16 protein-coding genes are annotated in these 20,767 nt (G+C 57.5%); 7 read left to right on the top strand and 9 right to left on the bottom strand.

Going from position 1 to position 20,767, the window contains the following annotated elements:
• Positions 1-96 precede the first annotated feature (96 nt).
• Positions 97-1,974, bottom strand: a complete 1,878-nt coding sequence (locus tag E6C55_RS26955) for a sensor histidine kinase (protein ID WP_136372942.1) — start codon at positions 1,972-1,974, stop codon at positions 97-99.
• A gap of 119 nt (positions 1,975-2,093) precedes the next feature.
• Between E6C55_RS26955 and E6C55_RS26950 the strand changes: the two genes are divergently transcribed.
• The 3 genes from E6C55_RS26950 (at position 2,094) to E6C55_RS26940 (ending at position 5,307) form a co-directional block, all read left to right on the top strand.
• Positions 2,094-2,981, top strand: coding sequence for a carbohydrate ABC transporter permease (locus E6C55_RS26950; RefSeq protein WP_136372941.1), 888 nt, complete (start codon positions 2,094-2,096; stop codon positions 2,979-2,981).
• A complete protein-coding gene (locus E6C55_RS26945; protein ID WP_136372940.1) occupies positions 2,981-3,868 on the top strand; it encodes a carbohydrate ABC transporter permease in 888 nt (295 codons plus the stop codon). Before E6C55_RS26950 ends, E6C55_RS26945 begins: the two co-directional genes overlap by 1 nt.
• 122 nt (positions 3,869-3,990) lie before the next feature.
• The gene (locus E6C55_RS26940; RefSeq protein WP_136372939.1) at positions 3,991-5,307 is read left to right on the top strand and encodes an ABC transporter substrate-binding protein; all 1,317 of its coding nucleotides are present in this window, start codon (positions 3,991-3,993) and stop codon (positions 5,305-5,307) included.
• 80 nt (positions 5,308-5,387) lie between these two features.
• On the opposite strand, the gene E6C55_RS26935 is transcribed toward E6C55_RS26940, so the two are convergent.
• From E6C55_RS26935 to E6C55_RS35125, 8 genes are all read right to left on the bottom strand, one after another.
• Positions 5,388-7,031, bottom strand: coding sequence for a sulfatase-like hydrolase/transferase (locus E6C55_RS26935; RefSeq protein WP_136372938.1), 1,644 nt, complete (start codon positions 7,029-7,031; stop codon positions 5,388-5,390).
• Positions 7,032-7,043: 12 nt separating this feature from the next.
• Complete coding sequence (locus E6C55_RS26930; RefSeq protein WP_136372937.1) at positions 7,044-8,591, bottom strand: sulfatase family protein; 1,548 nt, start codon at positions 8,589-8,591, stop codon at positions 7,044-7,046.
• Positions 8,592-9,914 (bottom strand): sulfatase family protein, encoded by a 1,323-nt coding sequence (locus E6C55_RS26925; protein WP_136372936.1) that lies wholly within the window; start codon positions 9,912-9,914, stop codon positions 8,592-8,594.
• A gap of 22 nt (positions 9,915-9,936) precedes the next feature.
• Positions 9,937-10,794, bottom strand: coding sequence for a carbohydrate ABC transporter permease (locus E6C55_RS26920; protein WP_136372935.1), 858 nt, complete (start codon positions 10,792-10,794; stop codon positions 9,937-9,939).
• A gap of 1 nt (position 10,795) precedes the next feature.
• Complete coding sequence (locus E6C55_RS26915) at positions 10,796-11,485, bottom strand: ABC transporter permease (protein ID WP_230986880.1); 690 nt, start codon at positions 11,483-11,485, stop codon at positions 10,796-10,798.
• 229 nt (positions 11,486-11,714) lie between these two features.
• Entirely contained in the window at positions 11,715-13,268 is a 1,554-nt protein-coding gene (locus tag E6C55_RS26910; protein WP_136372933.1) for an extracellular solute-binding protein, read from the bottom strand.
• Positions 13,269-13,290: 22 nt separating this feature from the next.
• On the bottom strand, positions 13,291-13,944 hold the full coding sequence (locus E6C55_RS35130; RefSeq protein WP_136372932.1) for a sulfatase family protein: 654 nt from the start codon (positions 13,942-13,944) through the stop codon (positions 13,291-13,293).
• Positions 13,920-14,741, bottom strand: coding sequence for a sulfatase family protein (locus tag E6C55_RS35125; RefSeq protein ID WP_168735897.1), 822 nt, complete (start codon positions 14,739-14,741; stop codon positions 13,920-13,922). The genes E6C55_RS35130 and E6C55_RS35125 overlap by 25 nt, the downstream gene beginning before the upstream one ends.
• 226 nt (positions 14,742-14,967) lie before the next feature.
• Here E6C55_RS35125 and E6C55_RS26895 point away from each other — a divergent pair, with 226 nt between their 5' ends.
• The 4 genes from E6C55_RS26895 (at position 14,968) to E6C55_RS26880 (ending at position 20,758) form a co-directional block, all read left to right on the top strand.
• Positions 14,968-15,756, top strand: a complete 789-nt coding sequence (locus tag E6C55_RS26895; RefSeq protein WP_136372930.1) for a helix-turn-helix domain-containing protein — start codon at positions 14,968-14,970, stop codon at positions 15,754-15,756.
• A 100-nt stretch (positions 15,757-15,856) separates the two neighbouring features.
• On the top strand, positions 15,857-17,704 hold the full coding sequence (locus E6C55_RS26890; RefSeq protein ID WP_168735896.1) for a cache domain-containing sensor histidine kinase: 1,848 nt from the start codon (positions 15,857-15,859) through the stop codon (positions 17,702-17,704).
• Positions 17,679-19,457 (top strand): response regulator transcription factor, encoded by a 1,779-nt coding sequence (locus E6C55_RS26885; RefSeq protein WP_136372928.1) that lies wholly within the window; start codon positions 17,679-17,681, stop codon positions 19,455-19,457. Before E6C55_RS26890 ends, E6C55_RS26885 begins: the two co-directional genes overlap by 26 nt.
• A 2-nt stretch (positions 19,458-19,459) precedes the next feature.
• A complete protein-coding gene (locus tag E6C55_RS26880; RefSeq protein ID WP_136372927.1) occupies positions 19,460-20,758 on the top strand; it encodes an extracellular solute-binding protein in 1,299 nt (432 codons plus the stop codon).
• The last annotated feature ends 9 nt before the right edge of the window (positions 20,759-20,767 follow it).

Below are 20,767 nucleotides of genomic sequence, written 5' to 3'. Positions count from 1 at the left end.
TGGTAGATAACTCGATTTTCGACTGGGTTTGATTTGATGTGCCCTTTTTCTTGACTCATCCGCCTCATGGCCAAAAAAATTTCCAATTCTCATGAATCAGGGGCTTGACATCATACCGCTGGACTTCAGCTCGCTGTGCAGCGGAATTCGCAGCGTCACCCCGAAGCCGCCTTGCTCCTGTCCGGGGCTGCTTACCTCAAGCTTCGCTTCTTCTCCGAAGTACAGCTTCAGCCTCATGGCGACGTTGCGCAGGCCGATGCCTTCCTCCGCTTCTTCGAGCGGAACGGCGCCCATACGGGCGAACTGCTGCTGCAGCTCGTTCAGCCGGGCCGCCGTCACCCCGAGCCCGTTGTCCTCCACGAGCACGATCAGCCGGCGATCCTCCGTCACGCGCGCGGCGACGAGCAGCGATCCGGACCCGCCTTGCGGCTCGTAACCGTGCTTGAAGTAATTCTCGATCAGCGGCTGCAGCAGCATCTTCGGAACGAGCACCTGCCGCGCCTCGGGATCGATCTCGAACCGGACGTCGATCCGGTCGGAGAATCGCTGCTGCTGAAGCTCAAGGAACGCCTTCGCGTGGGCCAGCTCCGCATCAAGCGGCACAATGGCATCGTTCGTATTCATCGTGTACCGCATCATCCGGGCCAGCGAGCTTAGCAGCGAGTACACCTTCGGGGCGTTCGACTGCAGTGCCAGGGTGCCGATGGATTGAAGCGAATTGTTCAGAAAATGCGGGTTGATCTGAGCCTGCATCGCTTTGAGCTGGTTCGTCTTGTTCGCGATCTCGAGCTTGTACTCCTTGTTGATGAGGTCGTTAATCGTAATCATCATCGAGTTGAAGCGGCGGGCGAGCAGGCCGATCTCGTCCTTGCTCTGCACGGGAGCGGCCGCGGCGTTCAGGTTGCCGATCTGGGCTTGGTTGATGTGCAGAATCAGCCGCTTGATCGGCTTCGTGAAGTGGAACGAGACGAACAGCGTGGCGATCACGACGACGACGAGGAACAGTGCGATGATAAGCGAGTTGAGCGTCCGCACCGTCTGGGCGTCCTCGTACAGATACGAATACGGAAGCTCCTTGACGACGAGCCATTCCATAAAGTTCGTCTGCAGCGTGTCGTAGATGACAATGCCGGAGAAGCCGTCGTCGTTCCAGGCGAAGTGACCGCTCGCTTCGGCGTCCTCGCCTCCGGGAAGCGAGAGCAAGCGTTCCATCCAGGGAAGGCTCTGCCGCTGCGCCTCCGTGTCGGAATTCGCGGAGCAGAGCATCCCGCCGCTTCGGTCCATCAGGTACAGCGTCTCCTTGTTCGACGTGACGAGACTGTCGCAGATTCTCTCGAGCTCCTCGCTCTTGATATCGATGGACAGATAGCCGATGATCTCGTCGCTGGGCGTGCGGATGATCGGACGGCGCAGGGTGAATACGCTTTCTTCCTTGATGCTGTGATTCCAGTCGTAAGCGTAATGAACGCTCGTGTGCGTCGCTTCGACGAAGGGGGCAGGGTTGTTCGCGCGTTCGGACGGCCATTCGATGGAGCTGTTCGTGCCGCCCCGGTACAAGCCTCTGGCGAGCAGGTACGTCATCCGGTCCGGCCCGAGAATCTGAAGCTGGATCTGGTGGGCTCCCGGCAACTGCTGGTACATGTTGAGCAGGTGGGAATACAGCGTCATCCGGTTGTTCGCGTCGAACGTCTCGCTGACGACGCTTGCCGCGCTGCCTCTCTCGACGATGGCATACATGGAAGAGGAGTTGTTGATGGAATTATAGACGTTAAGCGAGACGCGATTGATCGTGTTCATGTAATTCAGGATGTTGTTCGTTCCGAGCGACAGCATCGTCTGGTTCTCGTTGATCGACTTCTCCGTGACGGCGGACTTGATGTAGTGATTCGACACCAGCATCGAGATCAGGATCGGAATGATGGTCGCCGCGAGCAAGAGGCCCATCAGCTTCGTTCGTATGCTCGTCCGGAACATCGCCGCTTCCCTCCCCGAGGTCAATATATTACACCAAACCCATCATATCTATCGGTGGCTCCGCTTGCAATATGTCTTTATCATTCAGAGTATGGAAGTGGCGAAGGGGGAGAGAGGCAATGACATTGCGCAAAAAAACGGGAGAGTGGATTCGGCAGACGGTGTTCGTCGGTCCGGGGCTTGCCGCTTTCTCCATCATTGTGCTGATACCGTTCCTGCTGGGGTTCTATTATTCCTTCACCGAGTGGAACGGGCTTGACCTGGACAAGGCCAAGTGGATCGGCATGGACAATCTGAATCGGATCTTCACGAACGACAACAAGTTCTGGGCGTCGCTCGTCTTCACTTTGAAGTTCACGGCCGTCACGGTGCTGCTGACGAACGGGCTTGCCTTCCTGCTCGGGCTTGCCCTGTCGCAGGCGCTGAAGACCCGCAACGTGCTGCGGACGATCTTCTTCCTGCCGAACGTCATCGGCGGCATCCTGCTCGGCTACATCTGGCAATTTATCTTCACGAAGGGCTTCAAGACGATCGGGGAGATGACCGGCTGGTCGCTGTTCGAGCTTCCGTGGCTCGGCACCCCCCAGACGGGCTTCTGGGGCCTCGTCATCGTGTTCGTCTGGCAATCCGCCGGCTACATGATGGTCATCTACATCGCCGCGATCGTCGGCGTGCCGAAGGATCTGTCGGAGGCGGCGGTCATCGACGGGGCGAGCTATTGGCAGACGGTTCGCACGGTCACGATTCCGCTTATCATGCCGGCCGTCACGATCTGCTTGTTCCTGACGACCTCGAACGCGTTCAAGATGTTCGACCTCAACCTGAGCTTGACCAAGGGCGGGCCGGGAACGTCCACCCAGTCGCTCGCTTACAACATCTATGCGGAAGCGCTCGTCAACAACCGCTACGGCCTGGGCACCGCCAAGGCGATGCTCTTCTTCCTGCTCGTCTCGCTTATCGCGATCGCGCAGGTATGGCTGACGAAGCGGAAGGAGGTTGAAGCGTAATGAGCAGATCCATCGCTCAGACAGAGGCGGGCAGGGAAGCGCTCAGGGATTCAAGCGCGGAATCGCGCAGCAAGAAGCTGTATGCCGTCGAAGCTGCCGCCGTCCTGCTGGCGCTGCTGTTCCTGTCACCGTTCTACTTCGTTCTCGTCAATTCGGTCAAGTCGCTCGGCGAGATTATGGTCGATGCGGCATCATTTCCCAAGAAATATTTATTCTCGAACTATTCCGACGTCTGGGGCATCATTCGTTTCCCGAACGTGCTGTACCATTCGTTCCTGATCACGGCGCTAAGCGTGCTCGGTCTGATCGTGCTCAGCTCCATGACTGCCTACCGGATCGTTCGCCGACCGACGCTTGGCAACAAAGTGCTCTTCTTCTGCTTCATCGCCTCGATGACGATTCCGTTCCAATCGGTTATGCTCCAGTTGGTGCGGGTCACGAGCACGCTCGAGCTGCGCGGCAACCTGCTGGGCATCGTCGTCTGCTACCTTGGCTTCGGCCTCGCCCTGTCGGTTGTGCTGTTCCACGGCTTCATCAAGGGCGTGCCGCTGGAGATCGAGGAAGCGGCGGTCGTCGACGGCTGCTCGCCGTACGGCGTCTTCTGGAGAATCGTCTTCCCGCTGCTGAAGCCGATTACCGTTACCGTCATCATCCTGAACACGCTGTGGATCTGGAACGACTACCTGCTGCCGGTGCTCATCATCGGCTCCAACAAGGACCTCACCACGATTCCGCTTGCGGTAACCCGATTCTTCGGGCAGTACACGAAGCAGTGGGATCTGGCGCTTGCCGGGCTCGCGATGAGCGTTACGCCGATCATCATTCTGTTCCTGGCGCTGCAGAAGCATATTGTTGAAGGAATTACATCTGGTTCCATAAAAGGATAAAAATTGAACACATCAATATGTTCCACCTAATCGTTCAACATCTTCGGTTACGGCATGTGCAAACGCTTGCGTATAATGGGGACAGAAAGCGATAACACACCATACAGGGAGGTCGTCTTCGAATGAAACGCATGTCCGCCTTACTTGGAACAACGGCTCTGGTCACGGCTCTGGCAACGGTTATGACAGGGTGCGGGAATGACAACAACACCGGTTCGGCCAGTCCGAGCGCATCCGGAAGCTCCGGCGCGAAGGCATCCGAATCCGCCGGCACGACCGCGGAGAAGAAGGACGTCAAGATCAAGATTTTCAACTTTAAGGTCGAGATCGCGGACAAGTTCAACCAGCTTGCCGAGCAGTACGAGAAGGAGACCGGCGTCCAGGTCGAGATCGAGACGCACGGCGGCGGGGAAGACTACAACGCGCTGCTGAAGGCGGAGATCGCATCCGGCTCCGAGCCGGAGATCTTCAACTCCGAAGGCTTCGCGGCCCTCGAGCCTTATTACGATCGGGCGACCGATCTGTCGGGCGAAGCGTGGGCGAAGGACGTCGTGCCGGCCGCTGCGGCTCCGGCGACGGTGAACGGCAAGCTGCTCGGCATGCCGATGAACATTGAAGGCTACGGCATCATCTATAATAAGGACCTGTTCGCGCAAGCGGGCATCACGGAGCTGCCGAAGACGCTGACTCAGCTCAAGGATGCGGTGGCGAAGCTCGAAGCGGCCGGCATCACGCCGTTCTCGACGACGAACGAATGGTGGTCCATCGGCCATCATACGATCAATGTCGGTCTCGCCGAACAGCTCGATCCGGTCACGTTCATCGAGAACACGAAGACGGGCGCGGCGTCGTTCAAGGGCAATGAGACGTTCGAGAAGTGGATCAACTACGTCGACCTCGTGTTCGGGCACAGCCAGAAGGACAAGCTGACGACGGACTACGCGACTCAGGTATCGCTGTTCGCAACAGGCAAGGCGGCGATGATCCAACAGGGCAACTGGATTCAAGGCGATATCGACAAGGTCGCCAAGCTGAACCTGGGCATGCTGCCGATTCCGATCGACGACAGCGGCAACTCCCACATCTACACGGGGCCGGCGAGCTTCTGGATCGTCAACAGCAAGTCCAAGCATCCGGAGGAAGCGAAGGCGTTCCTGGATTGGCTCGTAAGCTCCGAGACGGGCAAGACGTACTTGACGAAGGAATTCCAGTTCATTCCGGCGCTCGTGACGATTCCGGCAACGTCGGACGACATCGGCCAGCTCGGCGCGGCCGTCTCCGAGCAAGCGAAGGATGCGGGCGGCTGGCATTGGGGCCGCTACCCGGACGGCGTCATCCAGGGCTGGGGCGCTGCGATGCAGGAATACCAGGGCGGCTCGATCGACAAGGACACGCTGTTCGGGAAGTTCGACCAGGCGATCAAGGATATTGTCGGGTAATAGTGAAGGCGGCACCGGGTATTCTCCCGGCGCCGCCTTCTTCGAGGTCAGGCCGAATGATCAACTGGGGCGAACCGACTTTAGGGAGCGATAGCGAAGGAGGCGAACGACTCTTCACTATCCTTGTAGCCTATTCTTACCGCTTTGGCGCGAATGCTCGTCAAGTCTGCCGTAACTCTTAATGGCCCCGTGTAAAGCTTCCAGTGCGCTTCCGGTCCTTCTTCAGTCGTGTAGGCGATGGAGGCGCCCTGGGTGGCGGAATGCAGCATGACCGCGGTTGGCTCCGTATAGGTTCCGCCAGCAGAAGGCTCGATGCCCGGGGTGGAACGGTTGATCGGCACGAAGATCGGCGCTGCCGTCCGAGGTTGAACGCCGTCCGGCCACATTCGCCGCACCATCTGTTCTTCCGGCACGTCCCCCCAGACATCATAGCGGTCGCGCCATGCGTCAAGTGCGCTCCGGAGCCGTTCCAGTTCCCCCCGATAGTCCGGATCGTCGGCCAGATTCCTCACCTCGTCCGGATCATTATCGCAGTCGTAGAGCTCCTCTGCGGGACGCTTCTCTTGCAGGAGCAGACGCAATTCGTCCGTCAGTTCGCCGGAGAGCTCCAACCGCCACAGCTCCTGGAACATCGGATGGTGATGGCTGAACTTGATCCATTGCAGATAGGGTTGTTCCGGGTAATAGTTGCGAATATATTTGAAGCGCCGATCGCGTACGGCACGAATCATATCGTAGGCTTCATCGTACCGATCGCGGGTGGCGTACACGTATTGCCGCGTCTTCGCCGCTTTGCCCAGGAAGGGCTGGCCCTGCAGGTGATACGGCAAGACCGCACCGGCCACAGACAGCGCAGTCGGTCCCAGATCGATCAGGCTGACCGGATCCTCGCTCACCTGACCCGCTGGGATGACACCAGGCCAACGTACAATCAACGGCACCCGTATTCCTGCATCGTAAGGCCAACGTTTGGCGCGCGGCAAGCCTTCGCCGTGGTCGCTCCACAAGAATACGATCGTGTCATCGGCCAAGCCTTCTTCCTCCAACTGGTGAAGAATCTGTCCGACGAAGCCGTCCGCCTCTTCAATAAGGTCGTAATGTTTGGCGAGAGACTCGCGAGCTCTTGGCGTATCCGGCAAATACCGCGGAACCTGGACGAGGTTCGGATCCGTAACGCGCGCAACCTCCGACGCATCATCGTTGTGAACCCGCTTCCGGATCATATTCCCCCACATGCCGCTCTCGTGCGTCAGGATGTGATTGAAGACGGCGAAGAAAGGCTGCCCCGGGTCCCGATGGCGCCAATGAGCGCTTGGCCCGTCTTCATCCCACGCTGTCAAAGGGGAGGGGAATTGATAATCGGTCTTGAAGTTGTTGGTGCAGTAATACCCTTCCGCACGCAAATACTCCGTGAATGTCTTCACATAAGGAGGCGGTACGGCATAATAAGGGGTCGGCAGCTCCGGCGTATAGGGATTGGTATGTTCAGTTCGCATATGGTGAGCTCCGATTGCCGTCGGATACATGCCGGTAATGATGGAGGACCGGCTCGGAGAGCATACCGCGGCAGTCGCGAAGGCGCGTTGGTAACGCCTCCCCTCCTCGGCCAGCTTGTCGATCTGCGGCGTGCGAGCCAGCGAATCGCCGTAGCAGCCGAATCGGGGGCTCGTGTCCTCCAACGATATCCATAAGATGTTGGGCTTTGCCGATGAACGCTGCTTCACATTCGATCCCTCCTAATTGCCCGACATACGGGCTCCGATCCTGGCTTGCAGAAGCCCGGCGTTGCGATTCGGCTCCGCAGGGAATTCCTCCGGATGTCGGCGAACGAGCTCCGGCACGAGATGTCCTCTTCCCGTCGCTTCGAGCCGCTTGATGTATTCCGGCAAATAGCCTCTGGCGTGGAAGGGGCCGCCTTCCTTCATGACTGTCCATAACGGGTCTGCCGCATCGGGGTTGGCCTTCATCGCCTCGTCATGCCACTGATTCAGGTAATAGACGGCTTCCATGCACAGATCCCGATGTTCGGCGGCGACGTTGCGCTGCTCATGAGGGTCCTCCGCCAGGTTGAACAGCATCTCTTGATCGAACAGATGGAAGCCGTCATGGTACGTGCGGATATAGATCCATTCTCGAAACCGAACGCTCCGCTGAGCGACATGCGCGCATTGCGAGACAACGACATAATCGCGCCCGCAGTCGGCCCCCTCGCGAAGAACGGGGGCATAGCTGACGCCGTTCCATTCCGGATACGCCGGCTGCCCCAGCAAGTCAGCAACCGTCGGCAGCAGATCCAGATGGTAATGCAAACCTTCATCCGCGATGCCCTGCTTCAGGCCCGGTCCCCGAATGATCATCGGAATCCGGCAGGTGCCCTGATCGGCCGTTGCATGCTCTCCGTATATGCCGAGCTGTCCCATGTTCTCGCCGTGATCCGCCGAGATGACGATGATCAGATCTTCCATAACCCCCTGGTCTTCCAGGGCCGCGAACAAGCGACCAATATGCTCGTCCATATAGCGTATGCCGCAATCGTATCCGTCGATCATCCGGCGCAAGTCGGACATGTCTTGAATCTCTCCGGGCTGTCTCGGGAAGTTCGGGGACGGCCGGCTATGATAGGATTTGTTGCGAAAATCGATGTTCAGCTCATGGACGCAGTGAGAGCCGACCATGTGCTTATGGTTGTCCAGCGCCTCCTCGGTCAGCCACTCCGGCAATGGGTCATTCTCGAAGGGATTGCCGAATGGTGCCGGCGCGCGGTAAGGAGTGTGCGGATCCCAATAGTTGATGTACAGGAACCAGTTATCCTTATCCGCATTCCGTTGAATCCAATCCAGGGCGACAGGCGTGACGTGTTCCGCCGATTCGTTGCCGTACTTGCCTGTATTGAGAATCTCGTTGAACCCGGCGTAGAAGTGAAAGGTGGAATGCCGCTGAGCGAAGGGACTAATCAACACCGTATTCAGGTCGGCTGCTAAACTGAGGTAAGTCGGAAAGGCGCCGCCGCTGGACAGCTTGCCCATCAATTCACGTGTCCGCCCCTCGAGCTTCATATCGCCCGCCGTTCCGCCATGGCCAACCAAGCCGTTGATAATGCCGAATTTGCCGCTCATTAGCGCCGTTCGAGACGGTGCGCAAGGAGCGTCGGACGTGTAGTAATTGTTGAATCGGACGCCCTCAGCCGCAATCTTGTCAATGTTCGGCGACGTGTTCCGGTGATACCCGTAGCAGCCGAGGTGATCCGGGCTGGTAGAATCCAAATCCAGAAATAAAATTCTCATTTATATATCCCTTCCCCATGGATTATTCGGATCCGGTATCGGTTCTCGCGTCAGCGCCCCGGTCTCCTTCCACCATTGGTCCAGCCGATTCTTGAACGAGCTCCGAATCTCGGATAATGCGGGGTCTCCTGCCACGTTCACATTCTCGTCGGGATCCGCCTCCAGATCGTACATCTCCTCGATATCCTCGTCATAGTAGAAGACGTACTTCCACTTGGCCGTCTGGATGCCGCGCAGCGGATGGAACCCCCAATAAGCCTTATAATGCTCGAAGAATACATACTCCTCCCGGCATCGCTCCGTTCGATCCAATAGACCCAGGAACGAGCCGCCTTCGAACGATTCGGAGACCGGCAGCCCGGCGGCTTCGAGCAGCGTGCCCGGCACCGCTGCGGAAGAGAGCAAGTCGGGAATGACCTTGCGAATCGGCTCCTTCCCCGGAACGTAGACAATCATCGGAACGTTGTACAGCTCCTTGTACGGAAGCACCCCCTTTAATCGCAATCGGTGCGCTCCCTGCATATCGCCATGGTCGCTGGTAAACAGAATGGCCGTATCGCCCAACAGCCCCTTGCTCTCCAACTGATCAAGCAACCGTCCCAAGTTCCGATCCATCAAGGTCAGCATGGCGCGGTAGCGCTGGGCATCTCTCTTCACGACGGCTTCCGTCAGAGCCGATTCCTCCTTCGCAGCTCTCTCCTTCTGGAACGGCGGCTTGGTGGACAAATCGTCGGCATAGAAGCTGTCCGGAACCGGCATCTCCTCCAGCGGAATTGCCGAAGCATAAGAGGGAAGATATTCAAACGGCTTATCTTCCGGAGTGTTCGGATGGGGCATATACCAGCACACTTTCATGAAGAACGGCTTGGCGCCCTGATAGTCGGACAAGTAATTCAGCGCTTGTGCGGTAGTTACGGCGTCTCGATGGCTTAGAAACCGAGGGTCTTCGTTGGCTCCGTCAAGCTCCAGTCCGTCTGTGCGGTAATCGGTCACTTGGAACTGATGATCGCCGGGCGTCAGACCGAGATGCCACTTGCCGAAGTAGACCGTCTCGTAGCCGTGCAGGTTGAATTCCTTGGCAATCCCCCATTCCTTGGGGTCCAGAACGTGGCCGATGTTGTTGACCCCGACTTGATGAGGGTATCTTCCCGTCATCCAGGACGCCCGGGATGGAGAGCATTGCGCGGAGGTGCTGATAGCCCCTGTGAATCGAACGCCCATCGCAGCCAATCGATCCAGATGAGGGGTCCGATAGCTGGGATCGATACAGCTCATGGCGTTCAATTGCTGCTGATCTGTCGTGATCATCAAGATGTTTCTCATACGTTGATCGCCCCTTTACCGGTTAACCTTTAATCGATCCCACCAGCATTCCTTTGTTAAAGTACTTCTGCAGGAACGGGTAGCATAGCAGCAGAGGAAGAGCCGTCACGATAACTGCGGCCATCTTGACCGGCGGCCCGTATTCATAGCTTCCGACGGATCGCAGCATGCCGGTATCGCTGTCAAGGAGAAACTGTCGCAGGAAGGATTGAATCGGCCACTTGGCGGAATCGTTCAGATAAAGAATCGCTTGAAAGTAACTGTTCCAATGAGCGACTCCGTACATCAACGCAATGGTGACGACTGAAGGGATGGACAGAGGGAGCACGATTCGAAGCAGCAATTGCAGCTCTCCGCAGCCATCCATTCTCGCCGCCTCCTCGAGCTCGGGTGGAAAGCTTGCGAAGAAGCTTCGCATAATGATGAGCAGAAAAGGGAAAATCGCTCCCGTTAAATAGATCGACCAGTAGCTGTTTAACAGATGCAGCTCGCTTACGAGCAAATAAGTCGGAATCATGCCGCCATGGAAGATCATCGTGAACAAGACGAGCATGTTCAACAAGCGACGTCCGCGGAGCCAACGCTTGGACAAGCCGTAAGCCATAAACAAGGTGAAGCCCAGACTGATAGCCGTCCCGCAGGCTGTCAGGACGAACGTATTGCGGTACGCCTGCATGAAGTTCTCGTTCATAGCCAAATAGCCGTACGCATTAATCGTCCACTTATGCGGGAGAATATAAAATCCTCGCGAATAGTACTCTGCGTTCGTAGAGAACGAGCTGAACAATATATAAGAGAAGGGAAGGGCGATAAACAGTACGATGAGAAGGAGGATAAGATAAAGGATGCCATCGGCCACCAGGTTGAATTTTTTCCCCATGTCAGTAAACCCCTTCTTCTCCAAACTTCTTCGCCAGTCGATTAAACGTCAAGAGCAGGACCAGCCCGACAACCGACTTGAATAGTCCCATCGCCGTCGTAAAGCCGAACTCCCCATGCTGAACGCCATTGCGGTAAACATACGTATCGAACACATCGGATACGCTCAAATTTAACGAGTTCTGCAGCAGGAAAATCTGTTCGAAGCCGACGTCCATGATTTGCCCCAATCGCAGAATAAACATGATGACAACGATTGTCCTCAGGCTTGGCAGCGTGATGTGCCATAGCTGACGCCAACGACCCGCCCCGTCGACATAAGCGGCTTCATAGAGCCCCGGATCCACAGAGGCTAACGAGGCAAGGAATATAATTGTGCCCCAGCCCATCTCCTTCCAGATGTTCTGGGTAAGGAACAGCGCTTGAAAGTAAGAAGGATCCGTCAGCAGCTCCATGCGCTGCCGCCCATGCTCTGCCAGCAGCTTGTTGATCCCGCCGTCCTGGGTGGCGAACAGGACGACGGTAATCCCGGCCACGACGACCCACGATACAAAGTGAGGGATGTAGATCGTCGTCTGCACGAGTTTTCTGACCCATGGCAGCTTCACCTCGTTCAGCAAAATGGCCATGGCAATCGGGATCGGGAAAAAGAAGAACAAATTAATTCCGCTTAATACGAACGTATTGCGCAAAATGATCCAAAAATCCTGCTGCGTAAACAGCCTGTGAAAGTGATCGAAACCGACCCAAGGACTGCCCGAGAATCCGCTGAAGGGGTCATAGTCCTTGAAGGCTAGCACCAATCCCCCCATGGGAATGTAACGAAACACGATAAAGAAAAGCAGTCCGGGGAAAATCATCAGATAGATAGGCCAACTGCGTTTCCAAACCGGATTCATGACGGTCGATCATCTCCACTTCTTATTGATGAAGCTTCTTGTATTGTTCATTAATGTCCTGGGTAATCTTGTCTCCGCCGTCCTTAAGCCAATCGCTCGCTGCCTGGTCCACATCATCAACCGGTGCTTGACCAACGATAATCTTCGTGACGGCAGCCATCCACTTCTCGTTCAGGTTCGGAGCCAGCTTCGATTGCACCTCGGACACGACCTCTGCGGCAGGATTCGGCCAAGCGTACTTGGCGTTGTTGTCGTTCCATTGTTGAAGCTGGTCGAGCAGTGCCTGGTCTTCCCACTTATGCATCTGAATCAGCGGGTCGGCGCGGCGGAAGAACCAGGTGGACAGCAGTTGCGGACGATCGACATCGTAGGCGTCCAGCTTGACGAATGTGCCGTTCTCGGATTTCCAATGAACATTCTCCACGCCATTCTTGATCAAATCGTAGCCTTCGTCCGACAGCATGTAGTCCAGCAATTGAATAATTCGCTGTTGCTTCTCCTTGTCGATCGAATTGTTGATGACAATCTTCGAAGTCATCGGCAAGGTGCTTGTTCCCTGCTTGCCATCAGGTCCCACAGGCGGAATGACTTGCGCAATTCGGGCCTCGGGGTGTGTTTGTTGCAAATTCGGGAGCGATGTCGTGAACAGTTCACCGGGAACGTACTCCGCGATGCCTACCGTGCTGGCCACGAACTTCGACTTGTGATCGTTGTTTTTGTTGGTGACAAAGTCCTTGTCCAATCCGCCGCTTGCGTACAGCTCGCGCAGGAAGGAGACGAAGGGCTTCAATTGCTCCGTCTGTGTCTTGTAGTTGACCAGTTCATCGCCGGATTGGATCCATTCGTTGCCCAGGCCGAAGGCGGCCAGAATCGGCGACAGTCCGCTGAACGAGCCGTTTGTCATGCCGAACGAGAATCCGCTCGTATCCTGCTTGCCGTTGCCGTCCGGGTCCTGTGTCGCGAACGCGGTAGCCACTTGCCCGAACTCCTCGATGGTCGTCGGCGCCTGCAAGCCTAGCTTGTCCAGCCAATCCTTCCGAACGGCCAACGAATCTCTCGTGTCTTGAATGTAATAGGGGAATCCATAGTAGTGATCTGCCGGATTCTCGATTTGCAGGCTTTCCTCGGAGAGATACTTCGTGAAGTTCGGGAATTGCTCCAGGTAAGGCTTCACATCGAGGAACACGCCTTTGTCCCGCCACTTGGTGAACTCGTTCTGCAGAACAAAGTATGCATCCGGGAAGCTGTTGGACGCCGCCATGGCCGTTTCCTTCTCGGCAAGATTGGCAATAGGCACCCATTGGATCTGCAGATTGATATTCAACTTCTCATTGAGCTTCTGAACAACCGCGTTATCCCCTTGCCAGCCTCCTCCGGCATAGCTCGGAGCGAGAAGGGTAATGGTTAATTTCTTGCTCGTATCCACGGTTGCCTCCGGGGAAGAAGCCGCGACCGAGGCTGCTGCAGAACCGGAAGCAGGGGCCGATTCCGATTGGGCTTCGTTAGTTGAATTGCCGCAACCGGCTGCTCCTGCCGCCAATAATGATGATAGAGCCAATACTGTCCATTTTCTCATCTTGCATCCTCCTCAGGATCGTTCATTCTCCAATAATGGGCGCCCATCTCAGCTGCGCCGGGGGCGTTCGGTCGAGCACATGCTCTCGTCTTCGGCGGCACCAGTCCGCCGCTTCCCGATATTCCGGCAGCCCGATCACATTGCGAAGCTCATGAGGGTCATCTTGTCGATCGTACAGCTGTTCCGGCACGCGATCGGGGTCGTCGTATTGAAGCCATCGTACATACTTCCAGCGATCCGATTGAATCATCTGCCATTGCCCGGAGCATTCGGAGAAGGCGTAGTCCCGAATTCGTTCGGCCTCTCCCGCGATGATAGGAAGCAGCGAACGACAAGGGACACGGTCGTGAAAGGCCGGCCAGCTCTTGCCAAGCGCCTGCTGCGGGTCAATGCCGGCTATGTCCAGAATGGTCGCCGTTAGATCCGTAAGCTCGACCGGAGAGGCATTCCTCTCTCCTCGCAAATAATCGGGGTGTCGGATGGCGGCGGGCACGACGACGGAGGCCTGGAAGGGAGACTGCTTCTGAACACGCCCGTGATCGCCCATCATCTCTCCGTGATCGGACGTAAACAGGATGACGGTGTCATCCAATATCCCTTTGTCCTCCAACGTGGCCAGAATCCGCCCGACTTGCTCATCGATGATGGCGATCATCGCTTTGTAGGCGCGGCGCATTCGGTACAGATGCTGCTTCGTATGGTCCGTAAGCGAACCGTCCGGCCCGGGGTGAAGTCGTCCTCCTCCTCATAAGGAACCGGGTCCAGGTATGAAGCCGGCGGGTCATACGGCGGATGAGGTCCGACGAACGATCCGAATAGCATGAACGGCTCTTCCGTTGTCTTCTGTTCGATTGTCTCCACTATTTTGTCGCCGATGACGATGTCCAGATAATTGTGTTCTCCGAACGGGAACGACTCGCCGGTAAAATTCTGCTTCTCTGCGAGATACGTGTTCGTGCCGCTGCGTGCATTGAACTCCCTGTATTCCTCCAGAAGTCCTTGCTTGTCCAAGTGCGCGGCGTATTCGCAATAGTTGCGGCTGACCAACTGCTTGCCTGCGACCTCCCATACCTCATCGAGCCCGAATTGTCGGATGTCGTCCCTCAGTCGAGTCAACGGGTGACCATGGCCAATTGGACCTCCGAACTTCCAGCCCTGCAGCCAATGCAGCTTGCCGATTCCGAAGGTTCGATAGCCGTGGTCTTGGAGGGCGCGCAGATACGTCGGATGCTGCAACGACAGGTCGCCTGACATCGCTGTTAGCCCGATCTGATGCGTATACTTTCCGGTCAGCAGAGCAGAGCGTGCCGGAGAGCAAACCGGGTTAACGGATATACAATTGGTGAACCCGATGCCTTCGGCAATTCTGTCTATGTTCGGCGTCGACAGCCGGCCCGAGCCAGGATAGCTTACGTGATCGAGTCGATGCTGGTCGGTCATGAGCAGAATTATGTTTTTGCGACGCGCAGCCATAAGATCCTTCCTCTCTTCACCTGGCCCCCCCTTAATTCGTTCGCTTGCGAGCAGCAGGATCGACTCCATTGAATTTAATCTTACTATTTTACTTGGAATAGTTGTATAATATACGAACAGACGCCGATGCACAATGTACATTTCTACAATCGATTGGATAATACGTTTGTAAATTAGGGGGCGGAATCCCATTTTTTATTCGAGTCAAGAACTGAAGGAGAGCGGGATGCTTCGATTGCTGCTGGTATGTTTCGATGATTTTATCCCGACGTGGCGAAATTACGAGCAGGTGATACCAATGAATGTGTTGGCGCTCGTGACACAGGGCTGCGTCGTTTACCACTTGGACGGACAGAGGTTCGAGGTACAGAAGGGAGAGGTTCTATTCATTCCCAAAGGGACCAATCGTGCGGCGCAGAACGATGAGAGCGGGCCGCATCAGAAATTTACCGTGTTGTTCGATTACGAGACAGAGGGGGCGTTATCCATTCCGGTATTGGGTCCCCGGACGGCAAATCGGCTGCGGATTCGGTATTTTGATTATTTGAAGACGCGGTTCACTCAGCTTTATCAAGAATATCAAGGGACGGGCTCGCTCGCGCAGTTGATTTCCTTGAATTTATTGCAAGAAATTTTATTGCTCGTCAGCAGGGAAGCAGAGCTTAACGATGTCTCGCCGATTCAACTCACCTTGGCCAAGAAAATCGAAAGCTACCTCATGGCAAATTACCGTCAATCGATTGGGATTAAGCAGTTGTCCGAACTGATCGAACGCTCGCCCAATTATACGTCATCTCTGTTTAAGGACGTTACAGGACAGTCGCCGATACAGTTCATTCATAATTTGCGCATCTCGGAAGCGCGTCGCTTGCTGCTGCACTCGAATATGACAGTACCCGAGATCTCCCAGCACCTGGGGTACTATGACGTGTCGCACTTTATTCGTATGTTCAAGAAGATGACGATGACGACTCCTACCCGGTTTCGTGCGAGAAATGAGGGGAATATTTGGTGAACATACCGCCCCGAACATGCCAAGGCCATTGACGGATCGGAACCTCGGTGCAATAATCGGGTTGAATTCCCTTTTCTACCAAATCCGAAGGATGAGTCCGATGTCGTTCATCCCCCAATGGTATTCAAGACGGTTGTCCACCAAGCTGATCGTGGCGATCCTGCTGCTGCTTCTTCTCTCGATCACCTTGATCAGCTCGCTCTATTATCAATCATCGAGCTCCATGCTGAGCAATCATGTAAGGGCTTCCGCCAAGCAATCGGCGAAGCAGTCTGCCGACTACTTATCGCTTATCCTGACGGTTGGCCGCGACTCTGCTCAGCAGATTTTTCGAGATTCCCAGATTCAAGAGGTGCTGCAGGAAGAGAAGCAAGGGCCTGACAGCATCGATCGCAAGTTCGACCATAAGGAGAAGGTGGGCAATCTGCTGAACAACCTGATCGATACGAGCTCCTTCGTGCAGAGCGTTTATCTTCTCCGGGAGCAGGGCAGCAGTTGGGGCAGCGGCTTGTTTAACGTCTCGAAGGTCACCCGTTACACGCTCAGCGAGCACGACTGGTATCAGGATATCGTCAGCGGGCGGGAGGACGAGTGGTGGCAAGCTCTGCATTACGATCCGTTCAGCGGCGGCGGGGAGAACAACGAGCTCGTGCTCACTTACGTGAAGGCGCTGCGCGATCTGGAGACGGGGCAGGCGCTTGGGGCGATCATGGTGAACATGGACGGGAATCTGCTGCTCGAGGCGATTGGCCGCAATCGCTTGGGGGAGACGGGACGCTTCTTCGTCGTGGACCCGCAGGGCAACGTCATGATCGGTTCCGAGCCCGGGGAATGGGGACTTCCGATCGAGTCGGCCGAATTCCGCCAAGCGCTGCTGTCTTCTTCTTCCTCGGAGAACGAGCTTGAGATGGAAGTGGGCGGGGTCAAGACCTATGCAGTCGCGAGGAAAATGGAAAACGGGTGGACGGTTGTCGGAGCGGTTCCTGTGCGGGAAGCGATAGGCGATATTCAGCAGCTCCAGAAGAAGATCTGGCTCTATGCGGCTATTCTGATGGCGGGAGCCTCGCTGACGGGCTTCCTGTTCTCCCGCCGGATTACGTCCCCGCTCAAGAGGCTGATGAAGCAGATGAGCGAGCTTGAGAGGAGCAACTTCGAGGCGCTGACCGAGGTGAGGTCGCAGGACGAGATCGGCCAGCTCAGCCGCAGGTTCAATCAGATGGTCGGGCAGATCAAGATGCTGATCGAGCAGGTGAACGAGGTCGAAGCGAAGAAGCGCGAGGCGGAGATCCGGGCGCTTCGCCATCAGATCAATCCGCACTTCCTGTACAATACGCTGGCCACGATTCGGTGGATGATCAAGCTGGGCCGCCAGGACGGCGCCTACCAAGGAATATCCGCCCTCGTTCGGCTGATGGAGGCCAGCATGGGCAAGACGGGGGTCTATTGCACGATCGGAGAGGAACTGGATCTTCTGGAGAAGTTCATGCTGATCCAGCAATATCGTTACGGAGATCATATCAAGCTCGTCGTCGACTGCGAGCCGGGGCTGGCGGAGGTGCCGATTCCGAGAATGCTGCTTCAGCCGATCGTCGAGAACGCCGTCTTCCACGGCCTTGCTCCCAAGCCGGAGGGCGGGCGGATCGACATTGTCATTCGCAGGGGCGAACGGCTGTCCCCTTCCGCCCCGGAGGTGCTGACGATCAAGATCCAGGACGACGGAATCGGGCTTGACCCGGGCCGCGCGCAACGGCTGGGCGGACGTTCCGGCGCCTCTTCGTCCGGAATGCTGGGGCTCGGACTGAACCATGTCCGGGAGACGATCGAGCTCTACTTCGGGGCGGCGAGCGGGATGCGCATCGAGAGCGCGGAAGGGCGAGGCACAAGCGTGACTATGACTCTCGTCAGGAAGGCCGGTGACGTTCATGACTTACAAAGTGCTGATTGTTGACGACGAACCGATGATCCGCTTCGGCCTCGGCTCCTTCGTCGATTGGGCCGCCGAAGGCTTCGAGCTGATCGGGGACGCCTCGAACGGGGAGGCGGCGCTCGAGCGCATCGGGAACGAGCCGATCGATCTGCTCATTACGGATATCAAGATGCCGCTGATGGACGGACTGGAGCTGGCTCGCCGAACGAAGAGCCTGCTGCCGGGCGTCAAGGTTATTCTGGTCAGCAGCTTCAACGAGTTCGAATACGCCCGGGAGGCGGTGCGTCTCGGCGTTGTGCTCGATTATCTGCTCAAGCCGACGATGGAGCCGGAGGATCTGCTGCGAATTCTGCGGCAGAGCAAAGCCGTCTTCGATGCGGACGCCGAGCGGAATCGGGAGGCGGTCAGGCTCGCGGAAGAGGCGGACCGGGCGAACCGGGATTCCTTGGAGCGGGCGTTCCGAAGCGCGCTGGCCGGCGACGGCGAGCTTCCGGAAGCCGCGCTCCCCTGGGCGGGCGGACCGCTGCGCCTGTCGGTGTGGCGGGAGGCGCTGGAAGGGCCGCTAGAAGGGCCGCAGGAAGGACGGCAGGGTTGGCTGCAGGAAGCCGGGGCTGACAGGGAGCGGGAACGGAGCCGGAGGTCCGGGCTATCGAGGCTCGAGCAAGCGAAGGAGCGGCTCAATCGCGAGCTCGCCGAAGGGCTGGCCGTCTTGACCGGAGAAGCGGAAGTGGTCGTCCTTATCGCCGACAGGCGGGGCGCAAGTCAGCCGGAGCTTGTCCGCCTGCATCGGTTGCTGCTGGAAGAGGGCTGGAAGATGACGGTCGGCAGCAGCCCGGTCGTCTTCGGCTTGTCCAAGCTCAGAGAAGCGTACCGCTGGGCGGCGCACGCTGCGGACAGAGGCTTCTACGACGGGAGCGGCCATTGCTACGAAGGCGTGCTCCCGCTTCCCGCCCATCTGGAACGGGAGCGGGCGGAGCGGGCGAATTCGCTCCTTCGGGACAGCCGGGAGCAATTCGTCCAATCGTTGTCGTCCTTCGAGGTTGCTCGCAGTTCCTCGCTGCTCGATCGGACCGCCGCGGCTTGGAGAACGGTGCAACTGCCGAAGGGCGCGGTTGTCGATCAGGCCCGGGAGATGCTTGCGACGCTCTGGTCGCTTCGCCATGAGCGGAGCTCGGAGGAGAGGATGCGGCGCAGAATCGGTGTGCTCGCGAGGTTGGAGAACGCCGATTCTCTCGCTTCGCTCGTGTGCCTGCTTCGCGAGGAGCTAAGCGGCCCGGCCGCCCCGGACGGGCTTCGGCTGGCTGCCGAAGAGAGCGGGGCGCAGGCGATCCAGTCGGCGCTCGGCTACATTCGGGAGCGGTACCGGGACGACCTGACGCTTCAAGCGGTTGCGGACTTCATTCATATGAGCAAGAACTACTTCAGCGAGCAGTTCAAGCGGCATACGGGCCATAACTTCATCGAGTATGTCATCCGGCTTCGCATCGACCATGCGAAGCACCTGCTCGAGACGACCCATCTGAAGATTATCGACGTCGGCGCAAAGTCCGGCTTCCAGAGTCCGAAGCACTTCCTCAAGCTGTTTAAGAGGCTCGAAGGAATGACGCCGGCGGAGTATCGGATGGGAAGCAGGGCCGGAGGCTCCCCGGGCGCAGCATCCACAGCACCCTCTGGCGCGCCGTCCGCCGCACCATCCGCCGCGCCATCCGTCGCAACCTCCATCGCAATCCCCGCTGCAGCTTCGAACGCCCCATCGGCTCAAGGGGGTGTCTAGACATGGGAGGAAGGCGGGCGCTGCGCTTATTGGCGCTGCTGCTGCTGGTTGCCGTCGGAACGGCGGAGGCCGCTTGCGGCAATTCGCTTGTGTTGAGCTCCTCCCGGCCCTCTGCGGCGCAAGGGGAGGATGGGGACAAGGTCGTTCTGGAGTTCTGGCATACGTACAGCGACCTGGAGACGCAGGTGTTCACCGAGAAGGTGCTTCCGCTGTTCGAACAAGCCTATCCGAACATTCGGATTCATGCGGTGCGCAAGGATTCTACGGACCAGTTGAAGGCGTCCATCCTCGCCACCGTCGCGGACAATAAAGCTCCGGATGTTATGCGCATGGACATTATTTGGGTTCCCGAATTCGCCAAGCGGGGGGCATTGGCCCCGCTGTCCGGGATGGAAGGCTTCGATTCCCTGCGGGACCAATTCATCGGCTCGATGCTGAGAACGGCCTTATACGACGGCGAGTATTACGGATTGCCGGTGAACGCGACGACGAGGGCGGCTATCTTCAACAAGAATCTGCTGCAGGAAGCCGGGCTGGAGGAGCCGCCGACAACGTTCGACGAGCTGTACGACGCATCGGTTCGGCTGAAGAGCAAGGTCAGCGGCGCGTACGGGATCGGGCTGTGCTGCTCGAACGGCTGGGGCTCGCTGCCGTACTTCTGGACGTTCGGCGGCGAGCTGATGGACGCGGACTATACCCGCGCCACCGGCTACCTGGACAGCGAAGCCAGCCGGGCGGCGCTGGCGAAGCTCAAAGCCTGGTACGACGAGGGCATTATCGGCCCTTCCGTCGTCGGAGGGCAGCCGGGCACTTGGGACGGCGTGCTGAAGGGGCAATTGCTCATGATCGACGAGGCCCACTGGTTCCAGGCGGTCAACGCTTCGGGGGAGAACCGGGAGTACCTGGACGATATTGTTTTCTCGACGCTGCCGAGCGATGTCCGGCAGGGCACGTCGGTGCTGGGCGGGGAGAACCTGGTCATCTTCGGGCAGTCGACCCATGCGAAGGAGGCGTGGCAGTTCATCCAGTGGATGACGAGCGAGCAGCCGCAGCGGTTGATGGCGGAGACCGGCTTGCTGCCGACGAACAACAACCTGCACCTGTCGGCGCCCAATACGATGATCGCAACCTATCTGGAGCAGCTCGCCCATGCCGAACCGCGGCCTCCGATTCCCGAGTGGACGAAGATCGAGGACGTATTCGCCCGCATGGTGGAGCGAATTCTGACGGGAGAGCAGCCGGTCGAAGAAGCGACCCGCCAGGCGGCGCAGCAGATCGACGCGATTATGAGCGTTCCATAGGCCACAGGC

This window comes from Cohnella fermenti (genome assembly GCF_004801405.1).
Lineage (GTDB): Bacteria > Bacillota > Bacilli > Paenibacillales > Paenibacillaceae > Cohnella > Cohnella fermenti.
The sequence above is the reverse complement of the archived record's forward strand: the minus strand, read 5'-3'. Positions and strand labels throughout refer to the sequence as shown.